General features: G+C 50.5%; 15 protein-coding genes. 12 read left to right on the top strand and 3 right to left on the bottom strand.

Features of this window, described 5'->3' with window-relative positions; genetic code table 11:
* The 9 genes from Mpt1_RS06870 (at position 1) to Mpt1_RS06830 (ending at position 11710) form a co-directional block, all read left to right on the top strand.
* The gene (locus tag Mpt1_RS06870; protein ID WP_048113402.1) at positions 1 to 3600 is read left to right on the top strand and encodes a DNA-directed RNA polymerase subunit B; all 3600 of its coding nucleotides are present in this window, start codon (positions 1 to 3) and stop codon (positions 3598 to 3600) included.
* Entirely contained in the window at positions 3600 to 6398 is a 2799-nt protein-coding gene (locus Mpt1_RS06865) for a DNA-directed RNA polymerase subunit A' (protein WP_048113400.1), read from the top strand. Before Mpt1_RS06870 ends, Mpt1_RS06865 begins: the two co-directional genes overlap by 1 nt.
* A complete protein-coding gene (rpoA2, locus tag Mpt1_RS06860) occupies positions 6398 to 7840 on the top strand; it encodes a DNA-directed RNA polymerase subunit A'' (RefSeq protein WP_048113398.1) in 1443 nt (480 codons plus the stop codon). Before Mpt1_RS06865 ends, rpoA2 begins: the two co-directional genes overlap by 1 nt.
* Positions 7837 to 8121, top strand: a complete 285-nt coding sequence (locus tag Mpt1_RS06855; RefSeq protein WP_048113396.1) for a 50S ribosomal protein L30e — start codon at positions 7837 to 7839, stop codon at positions 8119 to 8121. Before rpoA2 ends, Mpt1_RS06855 begins: the two co-directional genes overlap by 4 nt.
* A 5-nt stretch (positions 8122 to 8126) precedes the next feature.
* Positions 8127 to 8555, top strand: coding sequence for a NusA-like transcription termination signal-binding factor (locus Mpt1_RS06850; protein ID WP_048113394.1), 429 nt, complete (start codon positions 8127 to 8129; stop codon positions 8553 to 8555).
* A 199-nt stretch (positions 8556 to 8754) separates the two neighbouring features.
* Entirely contained in the window at positions 8755 to 9819 is a 1065-nt protein-coding gene (locus Mpt1_RS06845) for a hypothetical protein (RefSeq protein WP_048113392.1), read from the top strand.
* Positions 9820 to 9842: 23 nt separating this feature from the next.
* Complete coding sequence (locus Mpt1_RS06840; protein WP_048113390.1) at positions 9843 to 10316, top strand: hypothetical protein; 474 nt, start codon at positions 9843 to 9845, stop codon at positions 10314 to 10316.
* Positions 10317 to 10365: 49 nt separating this feature from the next.
* Positions 10366 to 11004 (top strand): S1C family serine protease, encoded by a 639-nt coding sequence (locus tag Mpt1_RS06835; protein WP_158386799.1) that lies wholly within the window; start codon positions 10366 to 10368, stop codon positions 11002 to 11004.
* Positions 11005 to 11110: 106 nt separating this feature from the next.
* On the top strand, positions 11111 to 11710 hold the full coding sequence (locus Mpt1_RS06830; RefSeq protein ID WP_148305860.1) for a hypothetical protein: 600 nt from the start codon (positions 11111 to 11113) through the stop codon (positions 11708 to 11710).
* On the opposite strand, the gene Mpt1_RS06825 is transcribed toward Mpt1_RS06830, so the two are convergent.
* On the bottom strand, positions 11701 to 12759 hold the full coding sequence (locus Mpt1_RS06825) for a radical SAM protein (RefSeq protein ID WP_238603116.1): 1059 nt from the start codon (positions 12757 to 12759) through the stop codon (positions 11701 to 11703). The genes Mpt1_RS06830 and Mpt1_RS06825 overlap by 10 nt on opposite strands.
* Positions 12760 to 12817: 58 nt before the next feature.
* On the opposite strand from Mpt1_RS06825, the gene pyrF reads away from it, so the two are divergent.
* From pyrF to Mpt1_RS06810, 3 genes are all read left to right on the top strand, one after another.
* A complete protein-coding gene (pyrF, locus tag Mpt1_RS06820; protein WP_048113387.1) occupies positions 12818 to 13462 on the top strand; it encodes an orotidine-5'-phosphate decarboxylase in 645 nt (214 codons plus the stop codon).
* Positions 13463 to 13568: 106 nt separating this feature from the next.
* Positions 13569 to 19307, top strand: a complete 5739-nt coding sequence (locus Mpt1_RS06815; protein ID WP_048113385.1) for a hypothetical protein — start codon at positions 13569 to 13571, stop codon at positions 19305 to 19307.
* Positions 19265 to 20089: a CARDB domain-containing protein gene (locus tag Mpt1_RS06810; RefSeq protein WP_148305859.1), complete on the top strand. Its 825-nt coding sequence runs from the start codon at positions 19265 to 19267 to the stop codon at positions 20087 to 20089. The genes Mpt1_RS06815 and Mpt1_RS06810 overlap by 43 nt, the downstream gene beginning before the upstream one ends.
* A gap of 20 nt (positions 20090 to 20109) precedes the next feature.
* On the opposite strand, the gene Mpt1_RS06805 is transcribed toward Mpt1_RS06810, so the two are convergent.
* Both Mpt1_RS06805 and truA read right to left on the bottom strand, forming a co-directional pair.
* Positions 20110 to 20694 (bottom strand): translin family protein, encoded by a 585-nt coding sequence (locus Mpt1_RS06805; RefSeq protein WP_052399334.1) that lies wholly within the window; start codon positions 20692 to 20694, stop codon positions 20110 to 20112.
* A gap of 25 nt (positions 20695 to 20719) precedes the next feature.
* Complete coding sequence (gene truA, locus Mpt1_RS06800) at positions 20720 to 21496, bottom strand: tRNA pseudouridine(38-40) synthase TruA (protein WP_048113380.1); 777 nt, start codon at positions 21494 to 21496, stop codon at positions 20720 to 20722.

Raw genomic sequence — 21496 nt, 5'->3', positions numbered from 1 at the left:
TTGAGAGAGTTGGTTAAGTTATATTTCGCAGAGAAGAACATTGTGAACCACCATATCGCATCGTTCGATGATTTCCTCGCCACAAACAGGAACCCGAACAGCAGGATGCAGAAGATCGTGGACGACATCAGGGTCCCCACGGACGACGCCGAGCGCGGTGTAATTAAGTTAGATCCCGAACGCACAGGCGGGAAGAACATAGAGATAAGGATCGGAAGGAAGAGGGATGAGGACGGACACATCGACCCCCAGTCGAAGCCCACTATCAAAATAGACCAGCCGAAGGTCATGGAGGCCAACGGCTACAGCCACGAGCTCACACCTATGGAGGCCAGGCTCAGGAACCTCAACTATCTTTCGCCTGTTTTCGTCAGATTCGAAGTTTACGAGGACGGCGTTGAAAAAGAAATGCCGGAGAACGAGAGATGGGTCCATGTCGGCGACCTTCCGATGATGGTGAAGTCGAACGGATGCAACCTCAACCACAAGGTCATGGAGGAGAACATGGAACGCAAACTCTCCGAGGATGAATATCTGGCCGAGTTGGTGAAACAGAAAGAGGATCCCAAAGAACCCGGAGGGTACTTCATTATCGGCGGGACAGAGAGGGTCCTGATCACGCTTGAGGATCTGGCCCCCAATAGAGTGATGGTCGAATACAACGACAAGTACGGAGCCTCCGTAGAGCTGGCAAAAGTGTTCTCCCAGAAGGACGGATACCGTGCGCTGACGCTCGTCGAGAAGAAGAAGGACGGGATGGTCATGGTATCTGTCCCTGTCGCATCCGGCTCGATACCTCTTATCGCTCTTATGAAAGCGCTCGGAATGGAGTCCGATGCGGAAATTTATGATACAATAGTCTCGGACGATGCGATGGCCAACATAGTCTATGCGAACATCGAGAACTCGCTTGACAAGAAAGCCTACCCGCCGAACGGATACCACACAAAAGAAGATGCGATACTCTTCCTTGAGAGGAACTTCGCCGCCGGGCAGGCAAAGGAATACAGGACAAAGAAGGTCGAAAGCATCCTGGACCGCTCGCTTCTGCCCCACCTCGGGGACACAGAGGCCGACCGCATGAAGAAAGCGATCTTCCTCGGACGCATAGCCAGATCAGTACTCGAGCTGTCGCTCAAAAAGAGGAAAGAGGATGACAAGGACCACTATGCGAACAAGAGGCTGAAACTCTCCGGCGATCTGATGGAAGACCTGTTCAGAACAAGCTTCAGCAGCTTGATGAAGGACCTTAAATATCAGCTGGAAAGGAACTGGGGCAGGAAGAAGAGCGAGTTGAACATATCCTCATCGATAAGGCCGGATCTTCTGACGCACAAACTGCTTCACGCGCTCGCAACGGGTAACTGGGTGGGCGGACGCGCCGGTGTATCTCAGCTTCTGGACAGAACATCGAATCTGTCGGCGATGTCCCACCTGAGAAGGGTGACATCCTCCCTTACAAGAAGCCAGCCTCACTTCGAGGCTCGTGACCTGCACCCCACTCAATGGGGCAGACTGTGCCCGTCGGAGACCCCCGAAGGACAGAACTGCGGTCTTGTCAAGAACGTTGCATTGATAATAGATGTCTCGGAAGGATTCTCCGAGAAAGATGTGAAATGGATGCTCAGGGAGCTCGGTCTCGGTCCCGTTAAAGAGGAAGGGACCAGGATATACATCAACGGTGACCTGGTCGGAACACACAGGGATGCCGACAAACTCGTGTCGGAGATAAGGGACCGCAGAAGATACGGTCTCCTTTCGAACTGCATCAACATACGCCACGACGATGAAATGAAAGAAGTGATCATCAACTGCGACGAGGGACGTCTGAGACGTCCGCTCCTGATCCTAAAGGACGGCAGAACCATGCTCACGAGGAAGCACCTCGAGGGAATACGCGAAGGAAAGGTCACATGGAACACCCTCTTCAAAGAAGGGATAGTCGAGTGGATGGACGCCGAGGAAGAAGAGGACACACTCGTTGTCGTGGACGCCTATGACGTACCTAAGAGATGCGAGCACTGTAAACATGCCCTGTCGGAAATGGACGTCGACTGGCTGAACCCCGGACAGGAGGAATCCCCCGTTCTCAGGTGTAAGTGGTGCGGAGAGGATTTCGCGGTCAAAGCGAAGATAACAAGGGACCACACGCACATGGAGATAGACCCGATGGTCATACTCGGCGTTGCGTCGGGAATAGTCCCGTATCCGGAATACAACTCCGCACCCCGTGTGACAATGGGGGCGGGAATGGCGAAGCAGGCTCTCGGTATACCCGCATCGAACTACCGTATCAGGCCGGACACAAGGGGACATGTTATGCATTACCCGGAGGTACCGATGGTACAGACCCAGACAATGGAGTTCATGGGATACAGCCACAGGCCCGCGGGGCAGAACTTCTGCGTTGCCGTCCTGTCATACCACGGCTACAACATCGAAGATGCATTGGTCATGAACAGGAGCTCGGTGCAGAGAGGTCTCGGAAGGTCAAGCTTCCTCAGATCGTACCGTGCGGAAGAGCGCCGCTACCCGGGCGGACAGGAGGATCATTTCGAGATCCCGTCGCCCGACATAATGGGTGCGCGTGCCGACTTCGCATACGCGTCGCTCGGCGAGGACGGACTCATATCTCCGGAATCGGAAGTTTCCGGAAGCGATGTCCTGATAGGAAAAACATCTCCCCCCAGATTCCTGGAGGAAGAGACGGACTTCCTGACCCCTCAGAAAAGAAGGGAAACATCCGTGACCGTAAGGCCCGGAGAAAAAGGATACGTCGACTCTGTGATGGTGACTGAGTCGGAGAACGGTTCAAGACTTGTGCGTGTTAAAGTAAGGGACGAAAGGATCCCGGAGCTCGGCGACAAGTTCTGTTCCAGATTCGGACAGAAAGGTGTCATTGGAAGACTGGTGGACCAGTGCGACATGCCGTTCACAGCGGAAGGTGTGACTCCGGATCTTGTTGTCAACCCCCACGGGATACCGTCCCGTATGACCATCGGACACGTACTGGAAATGATAGCAGGTAAGGTCGGTGCGATGGAAGGCCGCATCATCGACGGAACGGCATTCTCCGGAGAAAGAGAGGGTGCGATACGCGATGCGTTGGTAAGGAACGGTTTCGGCATGCACGGGAAGGAAGCGATGTACGACGGAAGGACAGGAAAACTGATCCAGACCGAGGTCTACACGGGAGTGATCTTCTACGAGAAGCTGCACCACATGGTCAGCGGAAAGCTGCATGTACGTTCCAGAGGGCCGGTCCAAATACTCACAAGGCAGCCCACCGAGGGACGCTCCAGACAGGGAGGTCTAAGATTCGGTGAGATGGAGCGTGACTGTCTGATCGGTCACGGCGCCGCAATGGTGATCAAGGACCGCCTGCTCGATGAGTCGGACGGCACACAGCAGTACATCTGCGGCAACGCCACATGCGGGCACATCGCAATAATGGACAGGCACGGCTCGCTGTACTGTCCCGTATGTAAGAACAATTCAAGCATATATCTCGTGCAGACATCCTATGCCTTCAAACTGCTGATGGATGAACTTCTGTCTCTCGGTGTTGCTATGAGGCTTCAGCTGGAGGACCTAACATGATGCGCGGTATAACGAAAAGGATAGGGTCGATAAAGTTCTCCTGCGTCTCGCCCGACGAGATAAGGAAGATGTCCGCAACGAAGATCATCACCGCGGACACGTACGATGACGAGGGATACCCCATCGAGATGGGATTGATGGATTCGCACATGGGTGTGATCGAGCCCGGACTCAGGTGTAAGACCTGCGGACGCAAGGTCGACGAGTGCCCCGGACACTTCGGCCACATCGATCTGGCCATGCCGGTGATCCACGTCGGTTTCATAAAAGATATAAAACTGATGCTTGAGAGCACATGCCGCAACTGCGGCAGGATCATGCTCACAGCCGAACAGATAGAGTCCCGCAGAGACGACATGTCCGAAATGAAGGACCTCGGCGGCGGAACGATCGATCTGAAGAACTTCTCCAAAGAGACGGCAAAGGACGCATCGACCAAAGGCATCTGCCCGCACTGCGGAGCAGAACAGATCAAGATCAAACTCGACAAGCCCACGACATTCAGGGAAGTGGACGATAACCACAAACTCACACCGAAAGAAGTGCGCGAAAGGTTGGAACGCATTCCCGACGAGGATCTGAAGACGCTCGGAATGGACCCGGCGACCTGCAGACCTGAATGGATGGTGCTGACAGCTCTCGCCGTGCCCCCGGTGACGGTAAGGCCGTCGATCACTCTGGATTCCGGAGACAGGTCAGAGGATGACCTCACGCACAAGCTCGTGGATGTCCTGAGGATCAACCAGAGGCTGAGAGAGAACCGTGACGCAGGCGCGCCTCAGCTGATCGTCGAAGATCTTTGGGAGCTTCTGCAATACCACGTTACAACATACTTCGACAACCAGACATCGGGAATACCTCCGGCAAGGCACAGGTCCGGCCGTCCGCTTAAGACGCTGGCACAGAGGCTGAAAGGCAAAGAGGGGCGTTTCAGGTCGAACCTATCGGGTAAGCGTGTCAATTTCTCGGCCCGTACAGTGATATCTCCCGACCCCCTTCTTTCTATTAACGAAGTAGGAGTCCCATACCTTGCGGCGAGGGAGCTGACCGTTCCGGTACATGTCAACGAGCACAACATCGGAAAACTCAGGACGCTCATCGCACGCGGGCCCGAACCCTCTATGGAGAAAGGCTATGTTCCCGGCGTGAACTATGTGATAAGGTCCGACGGAAGGAGGATCAGGGTCACGGAACGTAATGCGGCGGAGGTCGCCGAGAACATCGCCGTCGATTATGTGATAGAGAGGCAGCTGATGGACGGGGACGTTGTTCTGTTCAACAGGCAGCCGTCGCTTCACAGGATGTCCATGATGGCGCATCGCGTCAGGATAATGGACGGAAGGACCTTCAGGTTCAACCTTTGCGACTGCCCGCCGTACAATGCGGATTTCGACGGGGACGAGATGAACCTTCACGTCCTGCAGTCGGACGAGGCACGCGCGGAGGCACGCATTCTGATGCAGGTCCAAGAGAACATCCTCTCTCCGAGATACGGCGGACCGATCATAGGCGCCATCCACGATCACATCACCGGGGCGTATTTCCTTACACACAACAACCCGAAGTTCGGCAGCGCAGAGGCTATGGACATACTCTCTAAGCTCAAAGACATAGAGATACCCAAGCCTATGGTCGACGAAAAAGGGAATGAGTACTGGACCGGGAGGCAGTTGTTCTCGATAGTACTTCCCAGCGACTTCAGGACCACCTTCAAAGCGAACATCTGCCAGAACTGCAACGTATGCAAGAGGGAGAACTGCGAGTTCGATGCATATGTGAAGATACGCAACGGACAGCTGCTGTGCGGTACGATCGATGTAAAGGGGATAGGTAACAGTAAAGGAAAGATCCTGGACAGGATCGCACGCGACTACGGCTCCGAAAGAGCGGCCAAGTTCATCAACGAAGTAACGAGGCTGGCTCTCGGCGCACTTATGAACCACGGGTTCAGCACAGGCATCGGGGACGAGGACATCCCGGAAGAGGCGGCGCTGCAGATAGCGATCAACATCCAGGAACGCGTCGACAGCGTGACGGAACTCGTCGAATCATATCAGAACGGGACCCTCGACCAGATGCCCGGACGTTCTCTCAGGGAGACGCTTGAGGTAAGAGTGATGAGCGAACTCGGCCAGGCGCGTGACCAGGCGGGAAAGATCGCAGGAACTCATCTGGGTCTTTCCAACCCCGCAGTAGTGATGGCGAAAGCGGGCGCCCGCGGATCGATGCTCAACCTATCGCAAATGGCAGGCTGCGTCGGTCAGCAGGCAGTTCGTGGAGAAAGGCTGTCCAGAGGATACTGGAACAGAACACTCCCCCACTTCCAGAAAGGGGATCTCGGAGCACATGCGAGAGGCTTCTGTTCGAACTCATATAAATCGGGTCTGACGCCTACGGAGTTCTTCTTCCATGCTATGGGAGGAAGAGAGGGACTTGTCGATACCGCGGTCAGGACGTCAAGGTCCGGTTACATGCAGAGAAGGCTTGTTTCCGCGCTTGAAGATCTCAAACTGACAGCGGACGGCACCGTCAGGAACACAGTCGGCACGGTCATACAGTTCAAGTACGGAGAGGACGGAGTGGATCCGTCCAGGACCGTAAGGGGAAAAGCGATAGATCTCGATGATCTATTCGCGGAAGTGCTCGGCGACGAAGCGGACACCCTTCTCAAGATAGATAATTCGGCCTCCGGGGACGACTACGGATCGAGGGAGAAGGACGAAATGGAATATACGGAAGAGGAAGAAGGGGAAGAGTACGACGACATCGAGACGGACTTTGAAGGAGGGAGCGAATAATGGCAAAGAAGGATACGCTTAAAGCACTTACAAGCAGAGATATCAGCGAAGAGGTCGCAGTGCTTCTTCTGACCAAATACAGCACCCTGAGCGCCATTTCCGCGGCAAGCATCGAGGAACTCGTCGCTCTCGGAATATCGGAGGCGGAAGCGGAGGCGACCCAGTCAAAGATAGGCAAGCGCACCACACGCACTGCCGCAGCACCCGTGAAGACTAAGAAACCGGTACCCGAACCGAAGAACGAGGTAATGGAGGAGGTTTACCGCGAGTATGTGTTCTCGGTAACCGAGAACAGGCTCAATGCCATCATCAAAAAGCTTGGGATATTCCTCCCGATGAAGATCGTAACCGACATTTCGAGTGCGATCGAGGCGGCGGATCTCAGCGATGAGATATGCGAAAAACTGATCGTGACCGCTAACCGTATGTACACATCCCACCTGATGGACAAGAACGAGTCCACCGGAGTGATGGCGGCGCACTCGCTCGGAGAACCGGGTACACAGATGAACATGCGTACCTTCCACTACGCCGGTGTGGCGAACATCAACGTTACTCAGGGTCTGCCCAGGCTGATCGAGATCGTGGATGCGAGACGCGTTCCCAGCACGCCGTCCATGGACATCCCGCTTACGGGAATGGCCGCAGAGGATGAGGGAGTGGCAAGGCACGTAGCATCGGAGATAGAGGTTACGTCGCTCCTTGATATCGCTTCTGTCGAGACGGACATAACGAATATGCGCTTAGTTGTCACGCCGAACACAAGGAAGATGGAGCAGCGCGGCCTGGAGGCCGAGGACATAGTCGACCGCCTGAATAAAATAAAACAGGTACGCGGAATGGTAAAACTTTCGGGATACCAGATAGTGATAACCTCCGACGAACCTTCATACAAAAAGCTGCAGGCGATGTACGATGCCGTCAAGACCGCCAAGATAAAGGGAATAGACGGAATATCCAGAGCGGTCCTCAGCAGGGTCGGGGGATCCTGGAAGATCATCACCGAAGGAAGCAATCTGAAAGAAGTTCTCAAGATAGAAGGGGTGAACGCCAACAAGGTCATGACTAACAGCATACTCGAAGTGGCCGACGTCCTGGGAATAGAGGCGGCGAGGAACTCCATCATCCGCGAGGCCATGGGAACTCTGGGCGAAGCCGGTCTGGATGTGGATATAAGACACATCATGCTGGTGGCAGACCTCATGACCAATGACGGTCAGGTCAAAGCGATCGGAAGGCACGGAGTATCCGGAAAGAAGTCATCGGTCCTGGCCAGAGCGGCATTCGAGATCACCGCCGCGCACTTGTTGCATGCGGCGATGGTCGGAGAGGTCGACAGTCTGGAAGGAGTGACCGAAAACATCATAGTAGGACAGCCGGTAACGTTAGGGACCGGCGCAGTAAACCTTATTTACACACCCAAAAAGGGGGAGAATGAATGAGCGAGAAAATCGATATAAGCAGAGCATTGAAGTCCGCGATCACCACCGGAAAGGTGGAGTTCGGGATCGACCAGACAGAGAAAGCAATAAAGGCGGGAAAGGCCCAAATGGTCATCCTGTCAAGGAACTGCCCCAGCAAGATGCTGACGGGGGACATAGACGTGAAAGTCCACGTCTTCGAAGGAAACAATATGGAGTTGGGAGCCCTTTGCGGTAAACCATTCTCAGTTTCAGCCCTGGCCGTCATTGACAAGGGTTCTTCCAACATCTTAACGCTGTGAGAGCCATGTCAACAGATATCGTACTAAATGAGGATACCCTCAGATACATAGCGCTGTTCTCAGCAATAACCAAGGCCAGCCCGATCGACTGCATGGATGCCGATGATAAATTGGTGTTCGTGGTGGAGAAAGGACAGGGGAACATCGCGGTCGGAAAGAAAGGGGAACACGTCATAAAACTGAAAGAAAAGACCGGGAAGAACATCCAGGTCGTAGAGTATTCGGAGGATCCCGAGCAGTTTGTGAAAAACGTGTTCCACATATACAATCCTCAAAAGGTCGTTATCGAGCAACGCGGGAACATCACCCATGCCACGATCACAGTGGACCCCAAGCTCAAGGGGCGTGCGATCGGTAAGGCCGGAAAGAATCTTCGCATCGCAAGGGATATCGTGAACAGACACCACGAGATCCAGAGCATCAGCGTAGATTGAAGGACTCCCCCGCCGACCGGTGTGAAAAACCTCTTTCAATACCTTTCTTTATTTCTACGTTTCTCTTTATCCAGCATGGCCTTAGGCGGCAAATTGCTTGCGCATAATTTACTTTAAGGATTATCACAATTATGGTGGTTATTGTTTTTGGTAAACACAATAAGATTATATATATATATAATATAGTTCTATAATTATCATGAAGGCAACCACCGTCAACTTCACGATTCTTGCCTCCGTGTTGCTGCTTTCAGCAGCATTTCTTGGAGCAATAGTACCGAATATCAACAATGAGAATATTGTTGGCGAACAATATGTCAAAACAGTAGATTTTGACACACCTATACAACAAATCGATCCATCTGCATTTGAAAAATTCACAGAATACGATCTCTCAACAAACGATGACGGCTCAATGACCTTTGTTGGAAGCACGCCGTCAAACCCTTCAGACCTATCAACGGAACAAATGAAGAATGAAAAAACAAACAACGATAAAAATCATATCGATGTCAAATTGAAAACCAGCTCAAAAAGAACAAGTGCCGAAGGAAGTGCGGATGTTTATCAGGATGGAGAACTCCTCGAGACAGTATCCTTCATAGCATGGAGCGTCCCCGACGACGTTCTATTCTCAATAGGCGGGGTCACATACTCTGTTAAAGAGGTTCAATTACAAGAAGGCGTTGAAGAGTGCTTTGCATTTCTTATTGTTCTTATACCAGTAATTGTGGCAGTTTTGGCTCCTATAATTGTCCCGTTAGTTGTCGTTGCAGTTGTAGCAGCTATCGCTTACGTGGCAACCGGATACATCATTGAACAAAAAGAAAAATATAACGATGGTTCTGAAAAGACAGTTGCAAAGCTTAAAGTGAATTTTTCCGACAATACTGCAGAAGTAGATGGCGTAAAGTATAATCTAGTAACGATTCAAAGCAGTAACCCACAGACAGGAAAATACTATTTTGCTGCGATTAATACAGCAAATGGCTTTGTATACATTTCAACTGTGAGTATTTCCGAACAAGCTGCACTCTCGATCATGAAGATTGAGCTAACCGCTGATTTGATAGGAGTTTATTCGCTAAAGGAAATGGATGCCAGGAATATAGCCCTCAGGGCAGCAAATTTGGGCGCTGATTTAGTTGGGCCAGAAAATCACTATTTTAATAATACGAACAAAGGGTATTATTATGACCACTACCATAAGAGCCGCACTAACCATATACATGCATTCTTTGGATTCCCAAAAATAAGGAGTTAAGATAGTAGATGTCTTCACAAGTAATGTTCTTTACAGACGAATCCGTGACGGAACTGGCAAGGTATATTGGGGGGGAGTACCCAAACTATGATTACAAGGGCATGGTGTTCAGTCAGCCTGGTTTGATAGAGCCTGTAGAGATAATTCCGGGCATGATACAACATGGTTTAGCATTATGGGCAGATGTTCTGCGTATATTCGATCTGGCTAAAGAATATTATGAAAAAAATAAAGGACAATTTATTGTGGTTGAAATTTGGTTGGGATATCCCATACCGCCCCACACTCTGATGCACGAGACTACAATTGATTTAAAAGATCATGTTTCAGGTAAATGGCCGAAGCCTCTAATAGACACACTACCTGATGAAAAATTGTTGAAAGATTATAGGCTAGAAAAAGGTGCTGAAGATTTCTTTGGGTATACTCCAACAAAAACAAATCCATATTTTGAATGGTTCACAAAATATCGTTTAATCGACTCGGGGATCAAGTGATATGAAAAAAGATTATTTGATCCCCATTTCTATTTTTTTATCCGCAATCTTGGTTTCCTGTGTAATTGTTTACGTGACAAACAATGATGAGAAACCTTTCTCCGGCAATGATGCGATGGCATCCGCCGTTGAGATCATATGCGGAGAGGGGATAAACGAAGTAACTGGGACAGGGTTCATTATCGACCACAACGGACCGATCGTCATTTCCAACAGTCACGTTGTTGTTACGAACGGAGTTGTGAATGAAAATATCTTTGCTGTGTTTTACAACAGTGAAGAAAAGTATCCTCTTTCCGTAATATCGTTCGATGAGGCCTTAGACATTGCAGTGTTAAAGTTTGACAACGCAATCAAAACCAATGTATTCATTTTCGGAGAGAGCGGCAGACTTAGCTACGGTCAGAACGTTTATGCGATAGGCAACTCAATGGGTTATGGACTGTCTCTTTCTAAAGGAATAATATCTGTTCCTCTGATAAATGTCAAATATTCAGGGAATGAAAGACTGATGATACAGGTCGACATAGGACTCAACAGGGGAGGGAGCGGCGGACCGTTGCTTGACGAAGGAGGGAAAGTGATCGGAATGATGACTTTCAGGCTCAACGGCGGCGATTACTTAGTACAAGGAATGAGCTACGCAATACCCTCAGACGTTATTCAAAAATATCTCGATTCGTTATGAAATAAAGAGGTTCATTCCATTTTTTTCCAGAACGAATCTTATTTCTGATGCTTATACGTATGTTTATTTATGTACGATTAAATCATTGTGCGTGACTTTTCAAATAGTGTTCTTAACCGATAAACAAGTGGATGATGTGGCATCACTAATCGAAAAAAATGATGACTATACGCTTTTTGAGTACAGAGATACGAGATTCCATACTGCAAGCATAAACGATATTACTCCCGATCAGATTGAATACTGGAACCCAAACGGCATTAGAGATAGATCCATTCCTGATATGTTTGAATACTGGATCGCATACGGATCAACAAGTTGGTCAATTTTTGATTTTGCAAAGGAATATCTGAAAAGAGTAGGTGATACAGTTATTGTTATCGAGGTGTGTCTAGGGCACCCAATACCCCCGTACTCCATTATGCCGGAGATAACTGTAGACATAAGGGATTTTGAGCCAGTCCCTTCATCCGCCTATGAGCCAAAGGTGGTTTGGATGATAGATGTTAATGGCGAAGGTGATCATTGGCATTGTCCGCAGTCTTTCATTGATACGTTCCCAGACGAAATGACTTTGAATAACAACTGGCCCGATGATACTAACTATTTTGAAGCTTATTCTTATTCAAAAAGTCACCCTTACTTCAGTGCATTTAAAAGATACCGTCTTATTGATACAGGAGTCAAACGAACAAGTCATTCATGACCCAAAGGCATCCTTTCAACTTCCATCCTATCGAAGGTCGGATACTCTTCTACTATGTACGACTTGTATGGCAGCTTTTTCGCTATCTTTTTCAATTTCCAAGACGCCACCTCTATCCTGTTCCTTTCCTCATCAACGAACATCAGATCCTTCGGGACCCTCAATCTTATCAAAGCTTCGGCGGCCTCCCGCAGATCATCGGCATAAACAACACCTTTCAGGATTGTGCCGTCCTCTGTTATGACATCATATTCCTTTGCGATCACGTTGGCCCTTCTGATGAATCGGTTCCTAAGCTGTACGCCGTCCTTGAATGTGGATGAGCAGAAATGGATCGGTATCTCGGGATATTTCTTCATCAAAGCTATTGTCATCTCTTCTGAACCGGCAACCGCCGAAGACAGGTCGTCTTTGACCCTGAAGCCCAGATCTTCCATCATATTCCAGTTGCTTTCGGAGAACTCGAACTCATTGATATTGATGCAACCGATGCCTGCCTTTGCCGCAGCGACGACGACCTTCTCGAGTTTTTCTTCGTTTCCGGGTATCGCCGGCACTTCCATACCGACATCCAATGAAGTATCCGAGATGATCTTTGACACAACGTCGAAGCTCATTGTCTCCCACTGGCTCATGGGAGGATGGAACCTTATCTCATCAAGGCCCGCGTCGCAGAGCTTCTTCGCTTTGTCAAGGTCGATCATCGAAGTGTAAAGGTGGATATGGTGTTCCGACCCGAAATGTTCTTTGAGCATTTTTATTGCCGTTATGGTTCGATCCATATTGGAAAGAGGATCTCCGCCGGTTATCCCGGTGCCTGCGGCATCCATTGATTCCGCCTCTTCCAGCATTTCGCTCAGTTCAGAGATCCTTCTTTCGTTGGCGAATATGACATCCTTCCCTTTCTTTTCCGGAGAAACTGGACAGTAGAAACAATCCGTGCCGCATTTTCCTGTAATGAAAAGGACCATCTTCGATCCGTTCACACAGTGTTTGCACCCTTCCGGAAGAGGGCAGTTGGAGGCTGAGCCATAGTCGTAGATCTTCAACTCGATCGATATGAGATGGTGCGATGTCTTAATAAATATTGGAGGGATTGAGATAGCAATGAGGAGAGAGACGGGACTCATAATCGCATTGGACGAGACCGATCCGGCAAAGGCGCTCAAGACAGCGAAGGCGGTCTCCGGTATGGTCGATGCGATCAAGATCAATTGGCCGCTCGTTCTGTCTGCGGGACCGAATATGATTACCCAGCTGTCTGAGTTCTCCGACGTTATATGTGATTTCAAGGTCGCCGATATCCCGAACACGGTGCGCCTGATCGTCGAAGGAGCGGTGTCAAGGAAAGCTTCCGGGGTGATAGTGCACGTATTCACGGGAGAGGACTCTCTCAGAGAGGCCGTCAAAGCGGCGGGAAAGGCCGATATATTCGCTGTGACGGAGATGAGCCATCCCGGCGGCGCGGAGTTCACCGCACTCCACGCGGAGGAGATGGCGGAGTTAGGTGTAAGGTGCGGAGTGGCGGGTTTCATCGCTCCGGCGACCAGGCCCGAAAGGGTCCAGGCCATAAGGTCGATGATAGGGGATCTGAAGATACTTTCTCCCGGTGTTGGGGCGCAAGGAGGAAGCGCAGCTTCGGCGATATCCGCAGGCGCGGATTATGTGATAGTCGGAAGGACGATATACGGTGCAAAAGACCCAGCACGCGAGGCGGCCGTCATAAGAGATGAGATAAAGCCGTTCTTGTGAAGGTCGCGGCAGGAGTTTTGTTAAAATTAATGCGCGCGAATCTCTATAAAGCTATAAATACGCAGTCAGGTATGAGCCACCACTCTAATAAACGGAGACAATTAGAATGCGCAAATCTACAACTAAGTCAGCCAAACCCACTTCGGATGGGGGCTTCCTGCCGGCATCGGATGATTCCCAGGAGTCATGGTTCAAAAGAGAGTGGCGCCTGATAGCACTTTTAGCGATAATGGTGGTGGCCTTTATCATAAGGTTCATTTTCGCTTTCGGCATTTCTGCGGGCAACGATTTTGCTCTGTCCGGCGGAACCGGTGCATCAAGCCACGCACACATAATCGGAAATATGCTGAACGGTTCGTTCTCTTTCACCGACCCGGCACTTAACTATCCGTACGGATCAACCGTCGTCTACCCTGTGTTCATGGATGTCATCCTCGCAGGCGTCGCAGGCGTAGTGTCCATGTTCGGTGTATCCGCAGGAACCGCTGCGGCGGGAACTCTGGCATTTGCGGCGCCCATATTTGCGGCCCTTACATGCTGGCCGGTCTATCTGATCGGAAGGAAGATGTTCAATGATGAGAAGATAGGTCTCCTCGCAGCGCTCTTGTACGCATTCTTTGCGCTGATGATAATGACAACCGTCTTCTCCAACGGTACGGAATTCGCATTTGTCGGGTTCCTGTTCGCATTCATGATATACTTCGTGCTCAAAGCTCTGGAAGGCGTCGATAAGGATCAGCCGAGCGGATTCGGCGTGTTCGCAAGCAGAGGAGTACTAAAATACACGATCATCGCAGGAGTGTTGTTCCTGCTTATAGCGCTTTCATGGAGCCAGTTCCGCGTGATACTCCTGATGCTTCTGTTGTTCATGGTCTTCCAGGCGATAGTTGACCGTATCAGGGGAAAAGAGGTCATGCCGACGGTCATGGTCTATTCGGTGATCGTACTGATCGGACTTTTGATATCTCTCCCGTACTATCTTATGGCGGGCCTTTGGAACCTTGCGTTCTCGGGGCCGTTCGTACTTGGAATAATTACTGTCGCACTCAGCTTGTTCTTCGCACTCACCGCAAAAAGGTCGTGGGTGATTATGATCCCGGTGACGATAATAATCGCCGTGGTCGTGTTCGCTGTTCTTGCTGTCTTTGCCGGGGACATATTCTCCGCCGTCATAAACGGCAATTCATTATACACTAATCCGTTGATGGCCAGCCTGTCGTCGCGGTCAACGACCACATCGGTCTCATCAATGGCGGCATTCTTCGGATGGGTAACTGTCTGGTTACCTCTTGTGATGTTCCTGTATATGTTGTACAAGTACCGCAAGAACATGGACTCGAGAAAATACACTTTCATCATGCTGTGGATTATGGCAATGTTCTGCATCGGATGGTATTCGTCATCCTATGCGGCGGTAGCAGGCGCCGGGTTCGCAGTAGCAGGCTCGGCGCTGATACTCATGGTCATGAGAATGGCCGGCCTGAAGACCTACTTCCACGACATGAGAGGTAACGGAGTGAAATTCGCTTTGAAGAAAGCTCTGAAGCCTATACCGCTTGTAACGGTCATTGCGGTCGTCGCATTGATCGCAGCACCCAATCTCATATATGCTGTGGATGCAAGCACCCCGACGAACTCTGAGAACGGCGGGTACTTCGGCGGTCTCGGATATACGATAATGACAGACGATGTGAATTCTATCAACAAAATGTGGAGCGACTTCCAAGGCACAGACACAGAAGGCGCAATAATAACCTGGTTCGGTAATTCCACCACCGCGGTCTCCAACGGCGGATTCGATTCCGTTACGGATGCATACGGGGGCGGTGCATCAGCCATGTCGGCAGTATTGCTGGCAAGCAGCAGCGCCGCAGCCACGGCAGCCATGGCCGTGCGTTTGCTGATGAGTAAGAATCTGTCAGATTATTCAGGGATCATAACCGATGCAGGCCTGTCGTTCGATAAGATAAACGGATACATCAGCGACCCATCTTCCGCCGCTCAGTTCGTTAAAGACAATTTTGACGTATTCAGCGGAATAAGCCCCAACGTAACGGATGAGAATGCCGTTTATCTTGCGGTCACGAACTACATCACGACCACCATCCCGGAGCCGAGCATAGGCACACTTTATGATAAGATATGCGACAAGAGCGGCGAGTCGATAAGATATGTGGCGGTCGACATGACAATGCTTCCGCTGTACTACAGGGACAACTCGAACTTTGCGACGGTCGCATACTTGGGAAGCTATACCATCGGAGCATACGGTGCGCCGACACAGTTCTTCTCATACGATACAACAACAGGTTATGCAACCTACACAGACGCAATGTACACAACGTTCTTCTGGAAGTCGCTGATCGGAATGTCCCCATCTGAAGCGGGATACTCCTCAGCCGTGGCATATCTGAATGCTCTTGCGGTCAGCGATGGGACGGTGAAGGCCAACCCCGGATATGGGCTCTCCAACTACAAGATCTCTTACTGGCATGTTTACTACAACCCAGACAAAAATGCGACGGGCGCATCAAGCGGGTGGGTCGACATGGACGCACTCGGTCCCGAGGGCGCGATAGCACTCCAGAGCGAAAAGGGAGGGCTGATCAACTATGTTAACGGAGTGGTCGTGCTTGAGTATGACACTTCTGCAACCAATACGGTCACTGGGACAGTGAACTACGAATCGTCGACAGGAAACATCGGTGCAAACGGAATACAGGTCTCTGTATTCGTCGAGTCTGCCTCCGGCTCTTCGGCATCCGGAGAGGCCGGATACGTGAAGAGATCGACCGCATTCACCGACTCAAATGGAAACTATGCAATATCGGTTCCGAATGACGGCACCTCTTATTATGTAGTATTCTCATCAGGAACAAGCACGATTGCAACAGGTTCCATAATCGAGACACGCTGGAACATGACCCAGTCCAATGCAAATCTGAACATCCCGGCAACAAACCTGTCAGGTACGGTCACCGTCAAAGACGGCCTATACACACAAAACTCGTATGTTGTTATAGAAGGAAAAGCATCCGGAATGAAATATCAGTCTAACGTCAACACGGCGACAGCAGGATTCAGTTTCGGCAACATCGTTCCAGATATATACAAGATTACGGTGTTCTCTCCCAACGGGACGGTGATCAACTCCGCAACCGTTACAGTGAACGTAGGGGACAACTCAGGGTATCAGATATCCGCAACGTCCGGTACCATAACTGTGACCGTGACAAACGACGTAGGTGCGAGCGCACCAGACGGAACGGTCATTTCGGCTAAAGATACTCTCACGGGTATCGTGTACACCGGAACCGTGGCCGACGGCAAGGCAACGATCCAGGTCGTGCCGGCAACATATATTGTGTATGCGGCAGGTTCAAAGATCTCGACCACAAACCCGTCATCGACGGTGTCCAGCGGCGGGTCATCGTCGGCATCCCTGACAGTGTTCGATGCAAAGAACATATCTGTCTCAGGGGCCCCGGCCGGAAGCCTTGTGACGGTCATGTCATACGGATTCACCACATCTTCGACAACATCGCCGATCGCAGTACCGATGAGCGGCGGAAGCACCAACGAGACATACACCGCATACGCAGTAAGCGGCGGCAATGTTTACTATGGCGTGACCAACGGCACCAGCATATCACTCAGCCAGGCAACCGGATATAATGTATCAGGTACTGTGAAGAGCAGCAGCGACGGTGTGTTCACAGGAACCGTTTCATTCATAATGTCGAACGGTACAACGTTCATATTTGCCACAGGCTCGGATGGTAAATTCAATGTCACTCTGCCTGCCGGAACATATACGATGTATATCTTCAGTTCCACTAGCATGAGCGCATCGCTGTCGACAGTGACCATTTCCGGTAATCAGGATATGGGCAACATTTCGACATCGAGATCACGCGACCTGACCGTTACGGTGAACTACAAGACGAATATGTCATCCCCGTCGACAAGAGGGATCGGGTTCGTCGATCTCACTCTGCTGGTACTCAACGTCGATGGCCATGACTACAGCATAGTCGCGAAGACCGACTCGACAGGAAAAGCAGTATTCACCATCCCACAGAATGTTGCCGCAAAGGTGACATCCGCAGGATTCAGCACAGAAAAATTCAATATGCCTGCCAGATCGAACGACTTCGTTCCAGGCACAGGGGCGGCATCATATACGTTCACACTCGAAGCGGACGGTTCAAGCACAAACACCAATGCCGCAACGAACGGATATGTTAGGTCGGTCAGCGTGACAAACGGCGTAACGGTGAAGTTAACGCTTTACGGCAACTCAAACGTCACCTACACAGGTACAAGCTTTGCAAACATCCAACCGGGACAGTACACCGCGGTCATCGACGGCAGCACCGGTTCCTATTTCAACGGAACGGTCTATATTTATCCCGGACAGAAAGGATCCCTCAACATACAGGCTACTAGCGTGGCGAAGGTCACGCTCACCGGGACCTCGGACACGGACAAAATCGCAGTAACGCCAACAGACGATGATAAAGGAGCATATTATAAAGACGCAAACGCTCCATCCGTTTACTATCTCCAAAGGGGCAAGAGTTTCTACTTCACCTCAGTATCTAACGACAATAAGAAGATCGCTTATGCGACCGCAACAAATGTCTCGGGTCCGCTGACCCTGGATCTTACAGGCGTGGCCAAAGCGGAGATAAAAGGATATATGGGAGTCATTGCGGACGGAACGCTTACAATGACATATGGCAACGTAAGGGTCCCGTTCACAGTGTCCGGAGGAACATTCGACATTGTTGTGCCTTCCGGAACAGCGATGACGCTCACTTCGAACCTAAGCCAGACGATCGGCGGCATGAAATATACATACACAGGAGCAAAATCATTGACAGCCAGCCAAGTGAAGGACGGTGCCGATGTGCGCTTCCACTCGACGACATCCTCATCTGTCAGCACAGTCCCCGAACTTACCGGAACGGGATTCAACTTTGCCGATGGGCGCGGTTCGTTCACACTGAGCATAAAAAACACTGGTACAGTCAAAGCTACATACAATATTACTGCGGGGCCGGCATGGGTTCTTAACAAAGCGTATTCGGTCGTTGTAGACAAAGGGCAGACTGCCACAATATTGATTGAAGGTCGTTACGATGCCAGAACAGTAGGTGCGGGCAACCCCAATCTTTCTGTAACGGTAACATCGATAAACGGAACATCGGTCGGAACATATGTGTTGGATGCCGGTGCGTTCCCGAGAACCGGTACCAATGTAACAACAACGGATACATACGCAGACATAAGAGGGACCGCAGGAGCCAGTGCAGATGCGGTTAACAGCTTTGAATACATGTATGCAGTGACGATAACCAACAACGACAGCTATCTCAAGGCAGTGTCAGTCACTGCAACAATGGTAGGTGCTAGCGGCAGCTGGTCGATGGTATACTCCGACAAAAACGGAGGCAACATTGCGCCGGCGACAGGAACGAACACGTTCAATGTCAACGGCTTCGGAGCCACCGTTGTATATGTGAAGGTCATGTCAACGGATGCATCGGATACAAGCGTCCCGAAGGTCAATATATCGGTCACAATGCTGACGCCCGGTCAATCTCTTAAGACCAGCAGCATCGGCGGAACGTCTGACGGCACAACTGTCAGTATAAGCGGACTGGAAGCGCTTCCCGCTACGCTGGAGGTGCAAGAAATGTCTGCATCAGGGGACAACATATACAACGAACCGAGCGGAGTGCCGATCCTGACACTCGTGTTGATAGTGCTGTTAATCGTATTGGTGATTGCAATGGTATGGCTCGGGATGAAGAAGGGGGTGTTCGTACGCAGAAGATAATCGCTGCTATCGCAGTTCTGGTAATGATCTTCGTAGCAGGAGCGGTCCTGGTCGAAGAATCATCGAATGTAGATGCATCGACATCTTACATCCACGGAGATACAAATGTGGTGGCGGTCAAAGGCAGTCTGACACATCAGATAATGTTCTTTGAACCGGAAGCCACAACGATCAGCATTAACTATACGGCTGTGCTGAATGACAGTAGAGGTAATGCTCAACCCAATGCAGTATCTCCCTCATCTGGGTCGCTGACCAACGGCGTGGAGTCGACCCTTACCATCACCGCACCCGCGACAGCAGGAAAGTACACTCTTGTGGTCACATTCAAGGTTGCCATCGATGGAGCCGCTGCAGAGAACACAGAGAGGACCCAGACAATATCGGTCGTGAATCCGATCGTGTTGAGTGCGCCAGCGCGTAACAATGGCAATGTGGACTTTACCGACTTTGCCGTCTACTTCAAATTAGACGGAAAGTTGTTGGAAGAAAGCAAGACCTTGGTATCAGCCACTGCGGGCAGTACGACCACAGTGACATACAATCTGGTAGTGGACAATCTGTCAAGCGGCAGGCACGACTATGAACTCGTGGCGGGGACCGAGAACATCGGAGGGCAAGCGTCATTCGTCGGCGGGCACGACACATTCTATGTCGGTCACTCCGACTACGGTCTGTTCAACATCCTGTTGTTCATACTGTTGATAGTGCTTCTCATTGTTGTGATCTATCTGTACCGCAAACCGGTCAAGAACTACGGCAAGCCGAAGTCAAGGCGCTGAACGCGCCCCTTAAAAACATTTTAACTTTTTACTTTCAGCATGATTATTGCATTTGTGATGTCGGTGCGTGTTCTTTCCATAACACCTCTGGCTATGTCCTGTTTCCTTCTGATTGGAAGTATTTGGTCAGGTATGTCGAACATCATTATCACATAGAATATCTCTTCCATTTCCGAAAATACCGACGTTGCACGCTGCATATCCTCCGAGACAAGCGACGTTAATACAATACGTCTCATCTCGCCGAGGCAATCAGCAAGGCCCAGGATCCACGGCCCGGGACCGATCCCAAGCTCTTTGAACGAAGGCATATCATCGCCATTGATGACAGACTCGAATATGATCGCTTCGGCATATTCTGCCAACGCATCATCTGCAGGACCGTTCTCAAACAAACCTCCGTCCATATATCCGACGAGATCGGCGACAAGTTTGCGCAGGTTCTCTTTGTTGACAGAACAATCTTCGGAGTTGTGTATCGAATGGATCATTCTCTTTGTCTCTCGGATTATCGATCTGGAACATCGGATCGTATTCTCTCTTTTAGATTCGGCATTGCGAAATATCGCAACCGCTTCCTCGGCGGTCTCTGCAAGTTTATTCATGAAGCGATAATCGCATCCGGGATTATTACAATGATGCAAAGAACAGATTCTTTAATTTATCTTTGAACATCTCTTCTTCGATCCTTCGATCCAAAACATCTGCCGAAGGCGTCATGAATTCAACATTTTTGTAATAGACATCGGTGAGTGTAAGCGCATCTGGTCTTGCGATGCCGAAGGTCATGTCCTTTCCGTCAAGCACATCCTTTACGTCGGACAAGGACGAATCCCCCCCTCCCACCGATGCGATGGCGGCAACTATGCGACGCACCATGTTCCAAAGAAAATACCGGGCGGCGAAGTCCAAAATGATCACACCATCTTCTTTCCGTATGTCGACGGAGTTCAGCACAGCTGTTGTGGACTTCCCGTCAGGCTTGCAGAATCTTACGAAATCATGTTCCCCCACGAACAGCTCGGCGCATTCTCTCATTGCAGGCAGATCCATTCCGTCGGAACGGAGAACATATCTGTACCGCCTCATTTCGGCGAATCTCGGATTGAAATCGTCATTGACGAAGGCGACGCTTCTGTAGAAAATGTCCTTTGAAACCGCATTCAACGCCTTCAGTATTATGTCTGGGTCTTCGATGTTACTGCTGAACACAGCGACGTTGCCCAGAGCGTTGACTCCTTTGTCTGTTCTGCTTGCGAGTTTAAGATCTATCTCTTCATCATGCATCTTTGTGATCGTCTTCAGGTCGGAGAGGATGTCGCCCCCGACAGTCCTGAAGCCGGGCTGCATCTGGGAACCGGAGAAGCATTCCCCGAGATAGGCTATTTTCACAGCGGTTCTGATCAT

This window comes from Candidatus Methanoplasma termitum (assembly GCF_000800805.1).
GTDB lineage: Archaea > Thermoplasmatota > Thermoplasmata > Methanomassiliicoccales > Methanomethylophilaceae > Methanoplasma > Methanoplasma termitum.
Note: the sequence above shows the minus strand (reverse complement) of the source record. Positions and strands in the feature narration are given on the sequence as shown.

What these genes read in the sequence shown, in the direction of transcription:
- Mpt1_RS06865 (WP_048113400.1), top strand. Translation starts at nt 3,600, where the DNA reads ATGCGCGGTATAACGAAAAGGATAGGGTCGATAAAGTTCTCCTGCGTC.
- rpoA2 (WP_048113398.1), top strand. Translation starts at nt 6,398, where the DNA reads ATGGCAAAGAAGGATACGCTTAAAGCACTTACAAGCAGAGATATCAGC.
- Mpt1_RS06855 (WP_048113396.1), top strand. Translation starts at nt 7,837, where the DNA reads ATGAGCGAGAAAATCGATATAAGCAGAGCATTGAAGTCCGCGATCACC.
- Mpt1_RS06850 (WP_048113394.1), top strand. Translation starts at nt 8,127, where the DNA reads ATGTCAACAGATATCGTACTAAATGAGGATACCCTCAGATACATAGCG.
- Mpt1_RS06845 (WP_048113392.1), top strand. Translation starts at nt 8,755, where the DNA reads ATGAAGGCAACCACCGTCAACTTCACGATTCTTGCCTCCGTGTTGCTG.
- Mpt1_RS06840 (WP_048113390.1), top strand. Translation starts at nt 9,843, where the DNA reads ATGTTCTTTACAGACGAATCCGTGACGGAACTGGCAAGGTATATTGGG.
- pyrF (WP_048113387.1), top strand. Translation starts at nt 12,818, where the DNA reads ATGAGGAGAGAGACGGGACTCATAATCGCATTGGACGAGACCGATCCG.
- Mpt1_RS06815 (WP_048113385.1), top strand. Translation starts at nt 13,569, where the DNA reads ATGCGCAAATCTACAACTAAGTCAGCCAAACCCACTTCGGATGGGGGC.
- Mpt1_RS06810 (WP_148305859.1), top strand. Translation starts at nt 19,265, where the DNA reads ATGGCTCGGGATGAAGAAGGGGGTGTTCGTACGCAGAAGATAATCGCT.
- Mpt1_RS06805 (WP_052399334.1), bottom strand. Translation starts at nt 20,694, where the DNA reads ATGAATAAACTTGCAGAGACCGCCGAGGAAGCGGTTGCGATATTTCGC.
- truA (WP_048113380.1), bottom strand. Translation starts at nt 21,496, where the DNA reads ATGATCAGAACCGCTGTGAAAATAGCCTATCTCGGGGAATGCTTCTCC.